Consider the following 16,901-nt stretch of genomic DNA (forward strand, 5'->3'; position numbering starts at 1 on the left):
GTTGACCTTTCGCCTGGGAGCCGGTTTACAGACCGAGGTGCTTGTTGATCTCGTCCAGGGACTTAACGGCGTTGTAGTCGTAGCCACCGGTGATGGGGTCGTAGCCACGGTCCAGCACCCAGAGGTTCCGGAAGCCCATGTCATGCATCGGGTGCATGTCGTAGCGAGTGTGCGAGGCGATGTGCAGGAAGTCCTCGGGCTTGGCGTTCAAGGTATCGAGCATGTACTCGAAGGCCTGGTAGCGCGGCTTGTAAGCCTGGGCCTGCTCAGCTGTCAACACGGCGTGGAAGTCAGCACCGAGCTTGGGAATGCTGATCTCCAGGAAGCTGTCGTCTGCGTTGGACAGAGCCACCAGCTTGTAGTTGTCGCCCATGAGCTTCAGCGGAGCCGGCACGTCATCGTGGGCACCAAAGCCGCGTACAGCGTCAGCGAACTCCGCGCCCGCACCAGGGGTGGGCCCAATGCCAAAGAACTTGCATACGCGGTCGAAGGAATTCTGGAGGATCTCCTCGTAGGGCTTGTAATCGCCAAGGACCTCGTCGAACCGGTACCCGCGGAAAACCTTCTTGAACGCAGGCCACTGCTCTTCGGGCAGACGGCCGGCGAGCAGCCGGCGGGTAGTGGAATCGGTATCCCAGTTGATCAGTGTGCCGTAGATATCAAAAGAAATGTACTTCGGCCGGTTGGAGTCTGCCATGATTCGTCCGTTCATTGAAAGTTTCGAGAGGCCATGGGTGACCTTCTGCGTTTGTAGGTGTCTGAGCTCCACGGGTTCCTCTGGGGACTGATGAACTCCGGCAGCTCGATACGTCGACTTTAGAGCCCGTATTATCTTTCTGTCAACAGTTGAACAGTTCAGCTGCAGCGCATCTAGAATCCCTGCAAAAAATGGTCACCCTGGGAGGCGACGCATACCCGCGAACGGCGATGGGGTCCGGTTGATCACCGGACCCCATCATCAAAGCTTCTTACCATTCACTGCCCGTGGTACCTACACGGCAGCCTCAACGAGCTTCTTGTTGGCCGAACGGGCGCTGCGCTTACCATTGGTAGCCGGTGCTGCGCCGGCTCGTTCTTCCACGGCCTGGGCGGCAATGTAGAGACCCTCACGATTGAGGTTTCGTGAGTAGGAGGAGTCCAGGTAAAGAGTCGGGAACGAGTCCACCGAGTTCATCTCGGTGGCCTTGGCAAGAAGCGCGGGATACAGATGTGGCTTCACCGGACCTGCCCCGCCGCCGAAGACGTACGCGACCTCTGTGGTCGCACCGACGATGGCCAGAACGCGGCCGAAGCGCTCGGTAACTTCCTTGGCAAAGAACCGCATCTCTTCATCAACGAACTGAGCGACCTTGTCATAGAAGTTACGCTTCAACGGCGACGCTCCGGCCTGCAAATACTCGGCCAACTGCTTGCGGGAAGTGAAGCCATGCGAGAAGCCCTGGTCCTCCATCGCCTTCAGCGCGTCATTAAGAACCGAACCATAACCTCGGTTGTGCGTAGTAGAGGCGTCGGCGTTGAACTCTCCGGCGGTGAAGACAGGAAAATTGACTGTTCCTTCACCGACATCGATGCCGATAGTGTGCTCGGCGGCGAGCACGTCAGCAGAAGTGATGCCCACCAGTGACAGGCCCCTGCGACGGACATCGGCAAGCATAGCGTCCATCAACGGCTCACCCTTGGCAGTGATGGCATACTGAGCCGACGCACCCTCGGGGATCACCTGTACATCCACGAATTCAAGCTTCACGGTGACCGGAGTCTCGAAGTTATGAACAGTAACCGTATGCGTACCGCTCGTGAACTCAGCTGCATAGCTAGTGCGGTGTGAGATGTACTCGTTGATCGGCAGCGCAAGTGCTACCCGGGCCTCCACATACAGGGTTTCGATAGCCGGCGGCAATCCACCGTGCTGACGCACGTAGTCACGCAGGGCCTTGGCGGCGAAAGCACCCATGACCAGGACCTTGCTCAGCTCCTGCTGGGCCTTGCTGCGACGGCCAACCACGTCGAACTCATCAAAGGCACCTTGGGCGCTCAGAGCACGCAGGCCGAAGAGCCTGCGGTGATAATTGCTGACCAGCGGGGAGACGAAGCTGACGTCCAGCTCATTGTAGAAGTTGCCTTCCAGCTTCGCGGCGGCTTCATCGTCAGGGGTCGGCAAAGCGTTCGGGCGCGTGATCGTTGACACGCCGCTTGGCAAGTCGATCTCGTCCACCTTGGTTGTACCTGATGCACCGGCGCCGCGGATGAGGCCCTTCACATAGCCGTTGCCAACGTCGATGCCACCGGTGAGATTGATCGAAATGGTCATGAAGTGATCCCTTCGTGGAAAGTGTTTGATGTGGTTACTGGGTTGCCATACAAGAGAAGTGCTGGGAGTTGTTACGGGAGTTAGCGCAGCATCGAGAAGATGTCGTTAACTTCAACCTGTTCGACAGATGGCTGCTCCGGTTCAGGAGTGGTCAAGGAGGAAGTCTGCATGTCGTCCTGTTTTGGTGCAGACTTCGGAACCAGTGCCGGGACTGCCAGTGCGATGTCCTGGATCTCGGGTTCGGTGCTTGTCTGCTGGCTGGGATCCGGATCCGCGGACGGAGCACGTGCCGCCTTCTGCTGAACCAACGCAGCCGGCGCGCCAGCCATTTCTGCATTCCGCTCTGTCCGTGTTGATCCCTCCTCAGGACCAACAAGACGTTCCCGCGTGGGAAGTTGGGAAACTGGTCGGTTGATGACATCGACATAGCCAAGGCGCTCGATGCTCTCACGGATCAGCATCCGAATAGATAGTGATGGGTTATCCTGCAAATCCATCCACGCCAACACAGCCTCATCGGCTGCGGGGACGCTCAAGCGGAATCGCTGCGGCGGCGGTTTCACAGTTGTGACTGCAGAAGTTTTTGACGTCTTCTTAGCAGCCGCCCTCGCCTTTGGCGCTGCCGCCTTGCTCTGAAGATTGGCCATAGACCCTCCCCCTCTCTTTCTCCGATTAACAAAAGTTCACGATAAGACTCAGGCTCTCGCCTAGCTCTCCGCCCACGCATGACCCGTCTCGCGGTCAATTCTGGTCAGGAACAACCCAACCTTAGCCCGCAATTTATGGTGCAACTTACCGCTGCTACAACTGATCCTTATGCCTCGCGCAGTGGTTTCTTTTTTGTTGGGATCTGCGCCTGGAACTAATGTTGTCCGCATGAGTGCAGAACGAAAAGCCAGCCGCCACGCCCAAGAATTTCGGTGGCACCAGATCAACCTCCAGTTACCGGAGACCGAAGCTGCTATTCGTGACCTCAGGGCCCTCAAGGAGGCGGTTGACCAACTCCTCATCGAAGCTGTCATCCGAGCCCACGACGAAGGAATGAGCCCGGCAAGCCTTGCTGATTCGCTCGGATTTACTAAGCACATCGCGGCGGAGCGACCCTCCCCTGAAATCCTGAACCTTCCAGCAGCACGGCCTTCTGGCCGCCGCGGCATTCATTTTGAGCCAATGGGCTAATTAAGGAAGCGGCCCCGCCGGGGTCATGAACTGCTCCTCCGCTGCTTTCGCGAGACGGCCCGCCTCCGCAGCCGCAGCATCTCGACGTGCCAGGCCTGCCGCTTGTGGAAGCAGATGCTCACAGCCACCAGAGGCCGCCACATCAGGTAATCCATAATCCTTGCGATCCAAAGCCATTGCATGGCATACTCTGTGATGTAGAACTGTTGAACAGCAGAGCAGATCAACATTTTCAGTACCTTTATCAATTTCCCCCTTTAGCGGCAGGAGCCTAGGACATGGCTGTCAGTACCGACTCCGAGTTTTTCGACGCCGTCGCGTCCGAGAGTGGGCTCTTGGCCGAGCAGTCCCAGCTCGCCGATTCGACTGTATTGGAGCTCCTCGAACAGTCCTATGGCCTGAAGGGGACCCTGGTCCGGATTCCGACGGAGAAGGACGATACTTTCCGCCTCTGGGACGGTGAAGAAACTTTTCTGGTGAAGGTGTCGCCGCCGGATGAGGACCCGGTGATCGTCCACTTTCAAACAGCCTGCATGGAGCATCTGGAGACCACTGCCCCGGAACTTCCGGTCCAGCGCCTGGTCAGGAGCCTTGGCGGAGATCCGCAAGTCCTCATTCCGGCACCAGAGGGACCCTTTGACCGGGTGCTTCGGGTGATGCGCTTCATGCCCGGAAATCTGCTGGCCAGTCACGACGCTTCCGCCGGTCAGCTTCAGTTGGTGGGCTCAAGCCTGGCCCGCGTCGGCCTTGCTTTGCAGGACTTCGATCATGCCCGTGCGGACCGGCTGCTCCTGTGGGACCTGAAACACTTTCACCGGATGCGGCCGCTGCTTGACTACGTTGATGAGCCGCACAAACGCTCCCTGGCCGAAGACATTTTTGACCGGTTCGACGAGAACGTGGTTCCGCTTCTGGGTTCCCTGACCTCCCAGATTGTGCACGGGGATTTCAGCCCGTTCAATGTCCTGATCGACCCGGACAGGCCGGAATACGTCACCGGGATCATCGACTTCGGCGACGTCGTGCGCACCCCGGTGATCTTCGACATCAGCGTCACCATGGCCAACCTGCTCGGAACAGACCCGGCCAGCCCCTGGAAACACGCACTGCACGTCATGGACGGCTACCTGAGCATCCGCCCGCTGCCCGAGGCGGAGCTGGAAGCTCTGATCATCTCAGCCCAGGCCCGCCTGCTCCTGCGCGCACTGATCACGCAGTGGCGTGCGAGTCAATTGCCGCAAAGACGCGATTACCTCCTCTCCCACTCCAAACCGGACTGGGACCGCCTCGCCGCCACCGCAGCCACGCCGGCACCACAGACCGCACATCCCACCCTCAACCACGTCGGACCCTGAACCAGATCAAACGCTGAACCAGACTCACTAGCCTTCAAGGAGAAAATCATGGGCAACACTCCCCAAACCATCCGCAAGCCTTCCCGGGCCATGATCAATGGCTTTGATCCCAACCGCCTCGGTGAGCTCCCGGATCAGATGCAGAAAAGCATCCGACGGCGGGACCAGAGCCTGGGACCGAGTTACCGGCTCTTCTATGACACCCCGATCGAAATCGTCCGCGGCAAGGGCGTGACGCTCTTTGACCCGGAGGGAAACGAGTACCTGGACGTGTACAACAACGTCCCATCGGTGGGCCACGCCCACCCAAAGGTCATCGCAGCCGTCCACGAGCAGATGCAGACCCTGAATACCAACACCCGGTACGTCCAGGAATCCATCCTCGATTACTCCGAGCAGCTCCTCTCCACCTTCCCGGCCGAGCTAGGCAACGTCATGTTCACCTGCACCGGATCCGAAGCCAATGACCTCGCCATGCGCGTGGCCAAATACGTCACCGGAAACCAAGGCATCATCGTCACTTCCGGCGCGTACCACGGCCTGACAGCGGAAGTATCATCCTTCTCGCCGTCCCTGGGTATCGGTGTGCCGCTGGGCGCGAACGTGCGGGTCATCGACGCCCCCGACGCCCTGCGGTTCTCATCGGATAAAGGGTCGCTGGAGGATCACCTGCGGAACCAGGTGCGTGCCGCCATCGCCGATCTTCACCGGCACGGCATCGGACTGGCGGCCTTCATCGCCGACAGCATCTTCTCCTCCGACGGTGTCTTCGCCGGCCCGGCAGGCTTCCTGCGCCCCATCATCGAAGAAGTACACGCCGCCGGCGGCCTGTACATCGCCGATGAAGTCCAGCCCGGCTTTGGCCGTACCGGAGCTGAATGGTGGGGTTTCCAACGCCACGGCATCGTCCCGGACATCGTGACCATCGGCAAGCCCATGGGCAACGGGATCCCCGTTGCGGCGGCCATCTTCAAACCCGAACTGCTCGTGGAATTCGGCAAGAACATCCGCTACTTCAACACCTTCGGCGGAAACTCCGTAGCCATCGCCGCCGCCCAGGCCGTCCTGGACGTGATCCGCGAGGAATCACTGATCGAAAACGCCCTCAAGGTGGGCGAGAAGATCATCACCGGGCTCAAAGACCTCTCCCAGGGCCTGGACCAGGTGGCAGAAGTCCGCGGAAGCGGCTTCTTCATCGGTGTCGACCTCGTCACCGATCGGGCCTCACTCACACCCGACGGGCAGGCGGCCGCGGCCATCGTGAACTCCCTTCGGGAAGACCGGATCCTCATCTCCGCCTGCGGCGCCCAAGGAAACGTCCTCAAGCTCCGCCCCCCAATGCCCTTCTCCAGCAGCGACGCCGACCGCCTGCTCGAAGGAATGGGCCGCGCCTTCAATTCACTGCGCTAAGGACCGGTTCGAGAGCACGGGCGTATTCTGACGACGATGACAGCAGGGGTGCCTTCCGATGGAAGGCACCCCTGCTGTCAACACACGCTGGTTCAGAAAAAGGAGAATCCTAAACGACATCATTTACACCACGGGCAGCAAGCGCGTCAAGCGCCGTTCGCTTCTAAATTACGACGCCGGGTGGTCACCTTTTTGAGGGCGGCCACCCATTCTTCGAACGCATCCAGATGGGCGTCATGGGAGCCTTCGGGGAGGTCCACGCGGGTCACATCACGGCCACGCCGCACGAATTCGTCCTTCTCGGCCTCCGTGAACATGCCTTTGCCGCCGTAAACCACCAGCGTGGGCGCTGACACCTGCTCCCATTCCTTCCACCGGGCCACCGTCACCGCGCTGATCGCCTGGACCATTACATCGGCGTCGAACCGGGGCCGGAAACCGTCCGGGTGTTCCTCAAGGTCAGCCACCCAGGCCTTGGCCAGGGGTGTGTCGCCGAGGAATTCCTGGGCAGCCCTTCGGCTGGGGAAAGGCACCGGCCAGGACCGGAAATACTCACCCATCGACTCGTGGTCTTGCGGCCTGCCTCCCCCGGCGCCGGCTTCCAGCAGCACCAGCTGGGATACCAGGTCCGGCCGCGCTGCAGCGGTCAGCATCGCGGTGTGCCCGCCCATGGACTGCCCCACCAGTGTGACCGGACCCGCCGCTGCTTCCTCAACAACGCGGACGACGTCGGCAACGTACGCCTCGCGGGAGACGTCGCCCGGGATCCGGGTGCTTCCGCCGTGGCCGCGCTGATCCATCAAGATGATGCGGAATTCCGGCAGGGCCGCCGCCGTCGGAAAGAATTCAGCGGCACTGCCGGCCAGGCCGTGAAGTATGACCATAACGGGCCCGGTTCCGCCCGTGTCATAGCAACGGATCAATACCCCCGGCGCGGTGGTAAGCATCAGGTCAGACAGCGGCGGGGACACAGACATGCCCTCACGCTACGTCACCGCTGCCGCCTGCCCGGTGAGCCCGCGTTCATCTCCGGGAAATATGGGACGCATCGAGTGCCGACGGCGCCGTCTCACCTTCCCGGCGCCTGATCCCTCGCACCGGACGGGAAATGCCAGGGCTTGGCACCTTTGTGGCGCGCAGCAGAAGAGCACCCGTTTACCTGCCCGAAACACTCCGGTCATGCGATCTTCACAAAATGCCCCGGTGTGTAACGTGCCCGCAATCTGGCGTGGCAGCAATGGAAACACAGGGCCGCAAATATTGACCCGGGGAAGCAGGGGACGGAAGGAACAGTCCCGCATTCATGCATAACGCGAAGGGACCGCTGGTGGAGATCACTGCTCAACACGTCTGGCTGATGATTTCGGCCGGGATGGTACTGCTCATGACGCCGGGGCTCGGCCTTTTTTACGGCGGCATGACCCGCGCCAAGGCAGCATTGAACATGATCCTGATGAGCTTCATCTCCGCCGGCATCGTGGGCGTCGTGTGGGTGTTGTGGGGCTACTCCATGACCACGGGCGAAGGGGTCCTTGGCATCTTCGGAAACCCCTTCACCAGCTTTGGCCTGGAAAGCCTGATGGGTTCACCTGACCTGATCAAGGCCGGCTACAGCGCCACGTTCGCCATGGTCACGGTGGCCCTCATCAGCGGAGCCATCGCGGACCGCGCCAGGTTCAGCGCCTGGGCCCTGTTTGTCCCGCTCTGGATCACCCTGGTCTACTGCCCCTTGGCGTACATGATCTGGGGCGGCGGCCTCATGAGCGCTGGCGGCGCCATCACCGCAGTGTTCGGGCAGGTCATCGACTTCGCCGGCGGCGCGGTGGTGGAGATCAGCTCCGGTACGGCGGCCTTGGTCCTGGCGGTGATCGTGGGCCAGCGCCAGGGTTTCGCGAAGGACCCCAACCACCGCCCGCACAATGTCCCGTTCATCATGCTCGGCGCAGCCATCCTCTGGTTCGGCTGGTTCGGTTTCAACGGCGGTGCCGCCACCACCGCTGAGCAGGCCGGTCTCATCTGGGTCAACACCCTGGTTGCCCCAGCCGCTGCCATGCTCAGCTGGCTGATTACCGAAAAGATCCGCCATGGACACCCCACATCCCTCGGCGCCGCTTCCGGCGTGGTGGCCGGCCTCGTGGTGATCACACCTTCCTGTGCCAACATCAGCCCAGTGGCCGCTGTCGGCCTGGGGCTGGTGGCCGGGGCTGCCTGCGCCATTTTTGTGGACCTGAAGTACCGCTTCGGCCTGGACGATTCGCTGGACGTGGTGGGTGTCCACCTTGGGGCCGGCGTGATCGGAATGCTGGCGCTCGGGTTCATCGCGCTTCCTGTGGACGGCCAGGGCGGCGGCCTCTTCTACGGCGGCGGCCTGCAGCAACTGGTGGCGCAGTCCGTGGCAGTGCTGGTTACCGTTCTGTTGTCCGGCGCAGTCACCGCCGTGATAGGCCGGGCCATCAACAAGACTGTCGGTTTCCGGGTCAGCGCTGAAGCCGAAACAGTAGGAGTTGACCTCGCCGAGCACGCAGAGACGGCCTACGCCTTCGGGGAACACGGCACCGGATTCAGCCCCGCCAACATCCCCACGACGCCGGCGGACACCGTCGCCGCTCCGGCCCGGCAAAACACCTTCGCCTAGTCTCAGTCCAGGAGAGAGACAGGAGCTCAGTCCGCGAGGATGTGGTAAAGCGCGCGCCGGGTTTCGTCGATCTTTTCCACTGCGGCATTGCGCTGTTCTTCCGTGGCCGCATGCCGGAACTGGTGGATGACACCCATCAGCTTTCCCACACTCTGGTAAAAAGCCTGGCCAGATGCCTCCGGTTCGGCGCTCCAGGCGTTATCCAGTTCCTCGGCGTGCTCACTCACATAGGCCCTTCCCGCGTCAGTCAGGGTAAACTCGGTCCGCCGTCCCTCGCTCAGCGGCGCGATGAGGTCTTCATCAACCAGCTGCTGGAGCGTCGGATAAATGGACCCAGGGCTCGGCCGCCAGGCTCCGGATGTTTTCTCCGCAATGGTTTTAATCAACGCGTAACCGTTTGACGGAGCTTCCGCCAGAAGCGACAGAATCGCTGACCGGACATCCCCCCTGCTGGCCCTCCGGGAGCCGGGGCCAAAACCGGGACCAAATCCACGCCCTGGTCCAAACCCAGGGCCGAAACCCGGCCCGAACCCGGGGCCGAATCCGGGCCCAAATCCGGCGCCGCGGTGCCCGTGCGGTCCGCGGCGGCCCCTGCCGCGTTCGAAGCGTCCGCGGCCTAAACCGCCGTCCGAAAATTTGTCGTCATGAATGCCTTTCATACCGGCATCGTCCTTCCATCTCAGTTTCCTTATACACGGTGAAATACATTCGGTGAACCAGTCACCGATACTTAACGATATATCGGTGACTATCGGTGGTCAAGAGTTTTTCAAGCGATTGTTGCGGGTTGGCATCACCTTGTCCTGGCTCTGGAGGAAGCAGGTCAGGCGGCGTATCCTGAACCCACGTCGCTAGCTTGAGGGCTGAAAAATGACGAAAAAGAAGAAACGCGGGCAGGGGTTTGCCGCAACCCTGGGAAGGGTCATCGGCTTCTTCTTTGCGAGTGCCTTGTGCGGTGTCCTCGCCGCGAGCCTGGTGGTTCCGGCCGTTGCAGCCGCCGGCTATGGGGTCACAAATTCCATTACTTTCTTTGAGAAGCTCCCTGACGAACTGACCGTCGCACCGCCGTCGCAATCCACCAAGGTCCTGACCGCGGACGGGCAGCCGATTGCCACCTTCTACGCAGAGAACCGGGTCAGGGTCCCGCTGGATCAGATTTCCCCCTATGTCGTGGACGCCATTGTGGCCATCGAGGACAGCCGCTTCTATGACCACGCCGGCATTGATCCGCAGGGGATTCTGCGGGCTGCAATCTTCAACGTCTCACAGGACGGCGGACGGCAGGGCGCATCCACGCTCACCCAGCAGTACGTCACCAACGTCATCAACGAATCGTTCCTTTCCCAGGAGAAGACCGACGAGGTGATCCTCAGCGGGCAAAAGAGCATCGGCGACAAACTGCGCGAGATGAAGCTGGCCATCGCGCTGGAGAAGAAGTTCACCAAGGAGCAAATCCTCGAGGGCTACCTCAACATCGTGTTTTTCAACCGCGACGCCTACGGGATAGAGGCCGCTTCCCAGTACTTTTTCAGCAGCAACGCCAAGGACCTCACGCTGCCGCAGGCCGCCTTGCTGGCCGGCCTGGTGAACAGTCCCAGCTTCTATAACCCGGCCATCAACCCGGACAAGTCCCTTGCCCGGCGCAACCAGGTGCTCGGTGAGATGCTTGCGCTCGACAAGATCACCCAGGAGGAGCACGACGCGGCAGTTGCAACTCCCATTGAACTTAAGCTCAACCCCGCGAAGCAGGGCTGCGCGTACGCCACCATGGCACCGTATTTCTGCGATTACATTTCCCATCTGATCCTGAACAATCCGGCCTACGGCAACAGCCTGAGCGAGCGCGAGCGGAAGCTGTACCGCGGCGGGCTCACCATCGTCACCACGCTGGACAGCAGGCTGCAGGCCGCCGCCCAGGCGCAGGTTGACGGTACCGCCGGGGCAAATCCGGACAGGTGGGGGGCAGCGCTGGTGACCATCCAGCCGGGCACCGGCAAAATCCTGGCCATGGCCCAGAACACTGTGTTCCTGCCGCAGGAGGGAAAGTTCGACACCCATCTGAACTTCAACGTGGACGCCAAGGACCCGCAGGGCAACGACCTCAATGGGGCCGGCGGTTTCCAGCCGGGATCCACCATGAAGCCGTTCACGTTCGCGCAATGGCTCAACGAGGGCAAGAGCATGACGGCGGAAGTGGACGCTTCCCAGCGGGTGTATCCGTTGGGATTCCCCTGGCGGTCCAGCTGCGGGAAGGTGCTTGGCGCTTACAGCACGGCGCAGAACAACCCCGAACTGGGCGCCGCCGATGACCTGCAGAACGCCGACGAAGGCTACTACCGCCGCATGCCCATCAACTATGGGCTCTACAACTCCATCAACACCGCCACCTTCGCTACCGCCGCCCAACTGGATTTCTGCGGCATCCAGAAAATGGTGGATGCCGTGGGCCTGCACAGCGGCCTCGACGGCGCCCAGATCAACATGCACCAGCTGGGCAACCTGCTGGGCGCCATCGGGGTGGCACCGCTTCATCTGGCCAACGCCTTTGCCACCTTCGCCAATGACGGCCGCTACTGCGCCCCCATCGCCGTGGCGGACGTGACTGATTTGACCGGCGGGAAGCTTCCGGCGCAGACCAGCGAATGCCGCGACGCCGTGAAGCCGGACGTGGCCCGCGGTGTGAACGCGGTACTCCAGGATGTGCTGAAGGTGGGCTCCGGCGTGTACATCAACCCCAAGCTTCACACCCAAATGCCCATCGCGGCCAAGACCGGCACCTCAAACAACAACGGGGCCACCTGGATAGTTGGCTACACGTCGAGCCTGGCCACGGCATCCTTCTTTGGCGACGCGCTGGAGGGCCAGAAACGCCCCGGCCAGAACGTCACCATCAACGGCACCTTCTATCAGCGCCTGGACGGCTACATGATCGCCGGCCCGCAATGGGCCAACTACATGCAGCAGGTGGGCAAGCTTTACCCCACCAACCCGTTCGCACCGCCGCCGCCGTCCATGATGGGATCACCCGGTCCTACCCCGAGTCCCGGCCGCTAAACGGCGGAGGGCACGGGGCGCCTCAGCCGCCGGCGGACAGGATCGCCCATCCCTTCGCGGGCAGGGACACACGGCTGTTACCCTCCAGCCGGCCGTTTCCTGCCAGCAGGACAGTGGCCGACGGCGGGACCTCAAGGGCCGCTTCCTGTGCGGTTTGGTTGAGGGCCACCACCACGTTCCCACCTTCGGATCCCCCGCCTTCGCCGGCTCTGCCTTCCACGGTCCGCTGACTGGCTGTTGCTTCGTACACAAGATGGCCGTTAGCCAGGGCCAGCACTCTGGTGCGGGCCGTATGCAGCCAGTTGTGCCGCCGTCGTACTCCGATCAGCTCCTGATGCAGCCGGAAAACATCCTCCCCCAGGGGTGACAGCTCCGAGGGCGAGGCGGGAAACGCGGGCCGGACGTCGTCATCGCCTCCCTCCCGGTCCTCCTTGACACCGCGGTATGCCTGCTCGTCGCCGTAATAGATGGACGGGGTGCCGCCCACGGTCAAGAGGACCACCAGGGCGTGGGGCAGCAGCTCCGGGTCCTTGAGTTTGCTGGCGATCCGTGTGACGTCATGGTTTCCCACGAAAGTGAGCGGGACGAAGGTGTTGAGGAAGGAGTTGTGGCGCTCCAGCGCGGAGGCGAGTTCGTAGAAGTTTGTGTCGTTCAGGGAACTCCACGCCGCCTTCCACAGCTCGTACTGGGTGGCCGAATCCAGGGTCCCGTTGCCCACCTCGGCCGCGTAATCCCCATGGATGTACTCCCCCACAAAATACGCGTCCGGATGGCTGGACCGGACGTCCGCCAACACCGTGGCCCAGAAGCCGGAAGGCACCGCGTAGGCTGCGTCCAGCCGCCACCCGTCGGCGCCGCGGTCCAGCCAATGCTTCATGACCGCTGCGACAAACCCGGCCACCTGCGGTTCATCGTGGTTCAGGGCCACCAGGTGGTGATGGCCCTCGAAGTCCTCATAGTCCGGCTCAGTATCAGGCGGGGTGTGGCCAAGGGCACCTTTGTCCGGCCAATTGATCCTGAACCAGGTTGCGGACGGGGCGGACGGCCCGTGCTTCAGGGCGTCCTGGAAAGGCTGGAATAAGCGGCCGGTGTGGTTGAATACGCCATCAAGGAGCACCCTGATGCCGCGCGCGTGGGCTTCGTGGATGAGATGGTCAAAGTCGCCGTCATCGCCCAGGCGGGGGTCGATGCGGAAGTAGTCCGTGGTGTCGTAGCCGTGCGTTTCCGAGGCGAAGACGGGCCCAAGGGCGAGACCGGAAGCTCCCAGTTCGAGGACGTAATCGAGCCACGGGATCAGTTGCCTGAGCCCGTGTTCGGGGGCGGCCCCGATCGGGAGGGCTTCCTTTTCGGCTCCGGAGAACCCCAGAGGGTAGACGTGCCACCATACGGCGTGCTGGACCCAACTCGGTTCTGCCATTGCCCCATTCTGCTGCACCACTGGCCATTCAATCCAACTGGCCGGACCGTCCAAGGCGCATGGCAGGATAAGAAAGTGCAGAACCTTGAAACCGACCGGCTGATCCTGCGTGCCTGGGAGCAGGACGATGCCGATTTCGCCTTCGACCTCTACTCACGCTGGGAGGTACAGCGGTTCATCGGCAACCCTGCGCAGATCATGACGGCTCGGTCGCAGGCTGTGGAGCGCATTCTGGCGTGGCGCCAGATGGATCATCCGGTACACGCGGTCTGGGCAGTGCAACTCAAGGCCACCGGCCAGCTTGCCGGCGCCCTGCTCCTGAAATCCATCCCGGCGTCGGGCGGTTCGGTGCCCCTCCAGCCATCCGGCGACACGGAAATCGGCTGGCACTTCCACCCCGATCACTGGGGCCACGGCTACGCCTCCGAAGCCGCCGCCGCTGTCCTGGAGTACGCCTTTGACAACGGCCTGGAGGAGGTCGTGGCGGTCACTGCGCCCACCAATCTGGCTTCACAGAAGGTCTGCGAACGGATCGGAATGCGGCACACCGGCCAGACGTCCCGGTACTACAACTCCCTCTGTGAGCTTTTTGTGGTTACAGCGGCTTCCTAGGCGGATCCGTGCCAGAGCCGCTGCCACCAGGAGCGCTTTGGCTCGGGTTCCGAAGGAAGTTCGGGGGCCCGGGCTGTTCGGCGCTCCTTCCAGCGGGTCACTTCGGCCTCCACATCCCTGGTTTTGGTGATGACCGGCGGGCCGCCCTGGAGTTGCCGGCGGGCGTCAATGACCCTGGCGTTAAAGTCGTCCAGGATGTCCCTGACCTGTTTCTCGGTGAATTGGGCGTCCAGCCTGGCGTCCAGTTCGGCATCCTCGGTGCGGAGCAGGATGGCTTTTGGCCCCAGGCCGCTGACGTTCTCGCGCTGGAGCAGGCCCTTAACCCACCAGTCAGGATCGTAGGGCTCCCCCAGCCCCGGGATCGGCTTGCCCGCGTACTTGAGGTTGTCGAACTTGCCCTGGGCCATGGCATCGCGGATGAGGTATTCCACCCGGGCGGCGTCGTCCACTTTCCGGCGCTTCTGCCGCTCCTGGCTGTCAACGGCCTCAAGCTCGGCTTCTTCCTCCGGGCTGATGCCTGCGCCGCGATAAGAACGAACTTCCGCAGCGCGTTCCATCCGCCTCCTGAAGTCCCCCGACCCGCCGCTCATTGCCTGCCACCGCCCTGCACCCGTTGGAACCTTCACCTTCAAGTATTCAGGCGCCGGCAACGGCTTTCAACGGCGGTGGCGTCTACGCAGCGGTTTGTCTGCCGCAGCTGCTGCCCGGCAAGAAAAGGGGCAGGCCGGTCAGGAAGCTACATCGAGCGTCTCACCGGAGGACCGCCGCAGCGTTCCCTGGATGTCATCCAAGGAGAGGGCAAGTTCTTCGGCAAGGGCCGCAACTGTCATGAAGGACGGTGTGGCAATTCGACCTGTCTCGATTTTCCGCAAGGTTTCAGGGGATATGCCTGCGCCAAGGGCCACCTGTACCAACGTCCGTTGGCCCCGCGCGCTCCGGAGCATTTCGCCGAGCAGCTTCCCAGCACGCACCTCGTCTGGGCTTAGGGGGACTCTGACCATCTTCCAAGCATAGTACCGTTATAATAATAACGGTCCGCATTTGGAGGAATCATTGATTGAACTGCTTACGCCCCGAGAGATTGATCAGGCCCGCCGCTCCGGCCAATTTGTGGCCGGGACCCTGTCGGACCTGAGGGACAGAACCAGGCCGGGCACGAACCTCCTGGAAATTAACGATTGGGCAGCTTCGATGATCCGGGCCGCAGGCGCCCGCTCCTGTTATGTCGACTACGCCCCGTCGTTTGGGCGCGGCCCGTTTGGAAAAGTGATCTGCACATCCGTCAACGATGCTGTTCTGCACGGACTCCCCCATGACTACGTTCTAATGGAAGGGGACTTGCTGACTTTGGATTTCGCAGCAAGTGTTGACGGCTGGGTCACCGATTCCGCGATCAGCTTCGTTGTGGGCGATTCTCCTGCGCCTGTTGACCGGCACATGATTGAAACCACCGAGAAAGCACTTGTGGCGGGCATTCATGCAGCCCAGTCCGGAGCGCGGATTGGCGATATCTCTTTCGCCATCGGGTCAGTGCTCGAAGCAGCCCGCTTCCAGGTCAACAAGGAATTTGGCGGACATGGGGTGGGGAGCACCATGCACCAGGACCCGCACATTCCAAACACCGGAATACCCGGACGCGGATACGTGATTCGCCCCGGATTGCTTTTGGCCATCGAACCCTGGGTTATGGACGGCACCAGCAAACTCGTCACAGCTCCTGACGGGTGGACCCTGTGCAGCTCCAATGGCCGCCGAACTGCGCACTCCGAGCACACGATCGCCGTCACGGAATCGGGACCGGTCATCCTCACCCAACTGGCCTAGAGGGCATTCCAGCTGCCCCGCCATCGGTACCGGCCTCCAACCAGTGCCCGCGAACTGTGTGCTGCGCAGTTGACGCTATGGTCGAATGCATGGCGGCGTCCTTCATTGATGTGAGTGAACTCAAGGTTGTCGAATCTTCAGCCCCAGGGCCGTGCGGTCCTGTCCCCATCCGCTGGTATCAGCCAGCAGTTGAGAGTGCAGCGGCAGCACCGGTCCCGACGATGGTCTGGGCTCATGGCGGAGGCTTTTTTGCCGGTGGCCTTGATCAGCCAGAAGCCCATGACGTCGCCCGCGCTCTTGCCCAGCGCGGGCTTCCGGTTGCCACTGTGGACTACCGCCTGGCGCCATTTCCCGGGCTGGCCTGGGCCGGCAGAGGCGGAAGGCGCCCCCGGGGGCGGTTTCCCCTTCCCGTAGAAGACATCCTGGCCGCGCTCCGAACTGTGGGCGGTGAGTCACCGGGTGGAGTGATTCTCGGCGGAGCAAGCGCCGGAGCCTGCCTGGCCTCCGCCGCCGCCCTCCGCGCCCTCAACGGCGGGCTGAAACCGAGGGGGATTGTTCTTGCCTACGGCTTCTTCCACTCGTCACATCCCCGGCCGCACCACGTCCAACGACGGCTACGTGGCCACCGCCGGCTCACGCATTCCCGATGGATCCATAACGCCGTTAATCGCAACTATGCCGGCACACCGTCCGCGCTGGCTGACCCTTTCGCGTTTCCCGGAGGGCACGTCCTGGACGGCTTCCCTCCAACCCTCATGATCAATGCCGACCGGGACGCCATGCGCGCATCCGGTGACCAGTTCGCGGGAGAACTCCTGGCGGCAGGAATCGACGTCGAACAGCACGTCCTGCCCGGGTCCCGTCATGGGTTCCTGAACCGTCCGCGTCTCGATGCCTTCACTATCGCGATTGATCTCATCGCCTCATGGTCCCGGGCACGGTGAGCGCATGGCGCGCCACCTGCGTGGGGCATGGAGGATATCCATGGTATTTCCAATCTTCGAATGACTTCAATGCTTAAGTGACATGCATACCTTATACACTTAAAGATGCAAGTGAATTATCCCAAAAATGACTTCAGGCGTGAAGCGATAGGATAAGCGG

Annotated in this window: 16 protein-coding genes; 8 read left to right on the forward strand and 8 right to left on the reverse strand. The window is 61.9% G+C overall.

Annotation, left to right across the window (positions count from 1 at the left end):
- Positions 1-25: 25 nt before the first annotated feature.
- From F8G81_RS19935 to F8G81_RS19945, 3 genes are all read right to left on the reverse strand, one after another.
- Positions 26-697 (reverse strand): haloacid dehalogenase type II, encoded by a 672-nt coding sequence (locus tag F8G81_RS19935; RefSeq protein WP_267276365.1) that lies wholly within the window; start codon positions 695-697, stop codon positions 26-28.
- 294 nt (positions 698-991) lie between these two features.
- Positions 992-2,311 carry a ParM/StbA family protein gene (locus F8G81_RS19940; protein WP_267276366.1) on the reverse strand — a complete coding sequence of 440 codons (1,320 nt, stop codon included), beginning with the start codon at positions 2,309-2,311 and terminating at the stop codon, positions 992-994.
- An 80-nt stretch (positions 2,312-2,391) separates the two neighbouring features.
- Positions 2,392-2,958: a hypothetical protein gene (locus F8G81_RS19945; RefSeq protein ID WP_267276367.1), complete on the reverse strand. Its 567-nt coding sequence runs from the start codon at positions 2,956-2,958 to the stop codon at positions 2,392-2,394.
- Between the two features lie 229 nt (positions 2,959-3,187).
- Here F8G81_RS19945 and F8G81_RS19950 point away from each other — a divergent pair, with 229 nt between their 5' ends.
- From F8G81_RS19950 to F8G81_RS19960, 3 genes are all read left to right on the forward strand, one after another.
- Positions 3,188-3,490: a hypothetical protein gene (locus F8G81_RS19950; RefSeq protein ID WP_267276368.1), complete on the forward strand. Its 303-nt coding sequence runs from the start codon at positions 3,188-3,190 to the stop codon at positions 3,488-3,490.
- A 278-nt stretch (positions 3,491-3,768) separates the two neighbouring features.
- Positions 3,769-4,845, forward strand: coding sequence for a phosphotransferase (locus F8G81_RS19955; protein WP_267276369.1), 1,077 nt, complete (start codon positions 3,769-3,771; stop codon positions 4,843-4,845).
- Between the two features lie 48 nt (positions 4,846-4,893).
- Positions 4,894-6,255, forward strand: coding sequence for an aspartate aminotransferase family protein (locus F8G81_RS19960; protein ID WP_267276370.1), 1,362 nt, complete (start codon positions 4,894-4,896; stop codon positions 6,253-6,255).
- Between the two features lie 146 nt (positions 6,256-6,401).
- Here F8G81_RS19960 and F8G81_RS19965 read toward each other — a convergent pair whose 3' ends face one another.
- Positions 6,402-7,232 carry an alpha/beta fold hydrolase gene (locus F8G81_RS19965; RefSeq protein WP_267276371.1) on the reverse strand — a complete coding sequence of 277 codons (831 nt, stop codon included), beginning with the start codon at positions 7,230-7,232 and terminating at the stop codon, positions 6,402-6,404.
- Positions 7,233-7,582: 350 nt separating this feature from the next.
- Here F8G81_RS19965 and F8G81_RS19970 point away from each other — a divergent pair, with 350 nt between their 5' ends.
- Positions 7,583-8,890, forward strand: a complete 1,308-nt coding sequence (locus F8G81_RS19970) for an ammonium transporter (protein WP_267279308.1) — start codon at positions 7,583-7,585, stop codon at positions 8,888-8,890.
- Between the two features lie 26 nt (positions 8,891-8,916).
- On the opposite strand, the gene F8G81_RS19975 is transcribed toward F8G81_RS19970, so the two are convergent.
- The gene (locus tag F8G81_RS19975; protein ID WP_267276372.1) at positions 8,917-9,549 is read right to left on the reverse strand and encodes a PadR family transcriptional regulator; all 633 of its coding nucleotides are present in this window, start codon (positions 9,547-9,549) and stop codon (positions 8,917-8,919) included.
- 211 nt (positions 9,550-9,760) lie between these two features.
- On the opposite strand from F8G81_RS19975, the gene F8G81_RS19980 reads away from it, so the two are divergent.
- Positions 9,761-11,944 carry a transglycosylase domain-containing protein gene (locus tag F8G81_RS19980; protein ID WP_267276373.1) on the forward strand — a complete coding sequence of 728 codons (2,184 nt, stop codon included), beginning with the start codon at positions 9,761-9,763 and terminating at the stop codon, positions 11,942-11,944.
- Between the two features lie 22 nt (positions 11,945-11,966).
- On the opposite strand, the gene F8G81_RS19985 is transcribed toward F8G81_RS19980, so the two are convergent.
- Positions 11,967-13,361, reverse strand: a complete 1,395-nt coding sequence (locus F8G81_RS19985) for an alpha-amylase family protein (RefSeq protein ID WP_267276374.1) — start codon at positions 13,359-13,361, stop codon at positions 11,967-11,969.
- A gap of 75 nt (positions 13,362-13,436) precedes the next feature.
- Between F8G81_RS19985 and F8G81_RS19990 the strand changes: the two genes are divergently transcribed.
- Positions 13,437-13,973: a GNAT family N-acetyltransferase gene (locus F8G81_RS19990; RefSeq protein WP_267276375.1), complete on the forward strand. Its 537-nt coding sequence runs from the start codon at positions 13,437-13,439 to the stop codon at positions 13,971-13,973.
- On the opposite strand, the gene F8G81_RS19995 is transcribed toward F8G81_RS19990, so the two are convergent.
- Both F8G81_RS19995 and F8G81_RS20000 read right to left on the reverse strand, forming a co-directional pair.
- Positions 13,970-14,563, reverse strand: a complete 594-nt coding sequence (locus F8G81_RS19995) for a DUF1992 domain-containing protein (protein ID WP_267279309.1) — start codon at positions 14,561-14,563, stop codon at positions 13,970-13,972. The two genes, F8G81_RS19990 and F8G81_RS19995, sit on opposite strands and share 4 nt — an antisense overlap.
- Before the next feature lie 138 nt (positions 14,564-14,701).
- The gene (locus F8G81_RS20000; protein WP_267276376.1) at positions 14,702-14,974 is read right to left on the reverse strand and encodes a helix-turn-helix domain-containing protein; all 273 of its coding nucleotides are present in this window, start codon (positions 14,972-14,974) and stop codon (positions 14,702-14,704) included.
- A 52-nt stretch (positions 14,975-15,026) separates the two neighbouring features.
- On the opposite strand from F8G81_RS20000, the gene map reads away from it, so the two are divergent.
- Positions 15,027-15,797, forward strand: a complete 771-nt coding sequence (gene map / locus F8G81_RS20005; protein ID WP_267276377.1) for a type I methionyl aminopeptidase — start codon at positions 15,027-15,029, stop codon at positions 15,795-15,797.
- A gap of 89 nt (positions 15,798-15,886) precedes the next feature.
- A complete protein-coding gene (locus tag F8G81_RS20010; RefSeq protein WP_267276378.1) occupies positions 15,887-16,741 on the forward strand; it encodes an alpha/beta hydrolase in 855 nt (284 codons plus the stop codon).
- The last annotated feature ends 160 nt before the right edge of the window (positions 16,742-16,901 follow it).

It is taken from the genome of Arthrobacter sp. CDRTa11, assembly GCF_026427775.1.
Lineage (GTDB): Bacteria > Actinomycetota > Actinomycetes > Actinomycetales > Micrococcaceae > Arthrobacter.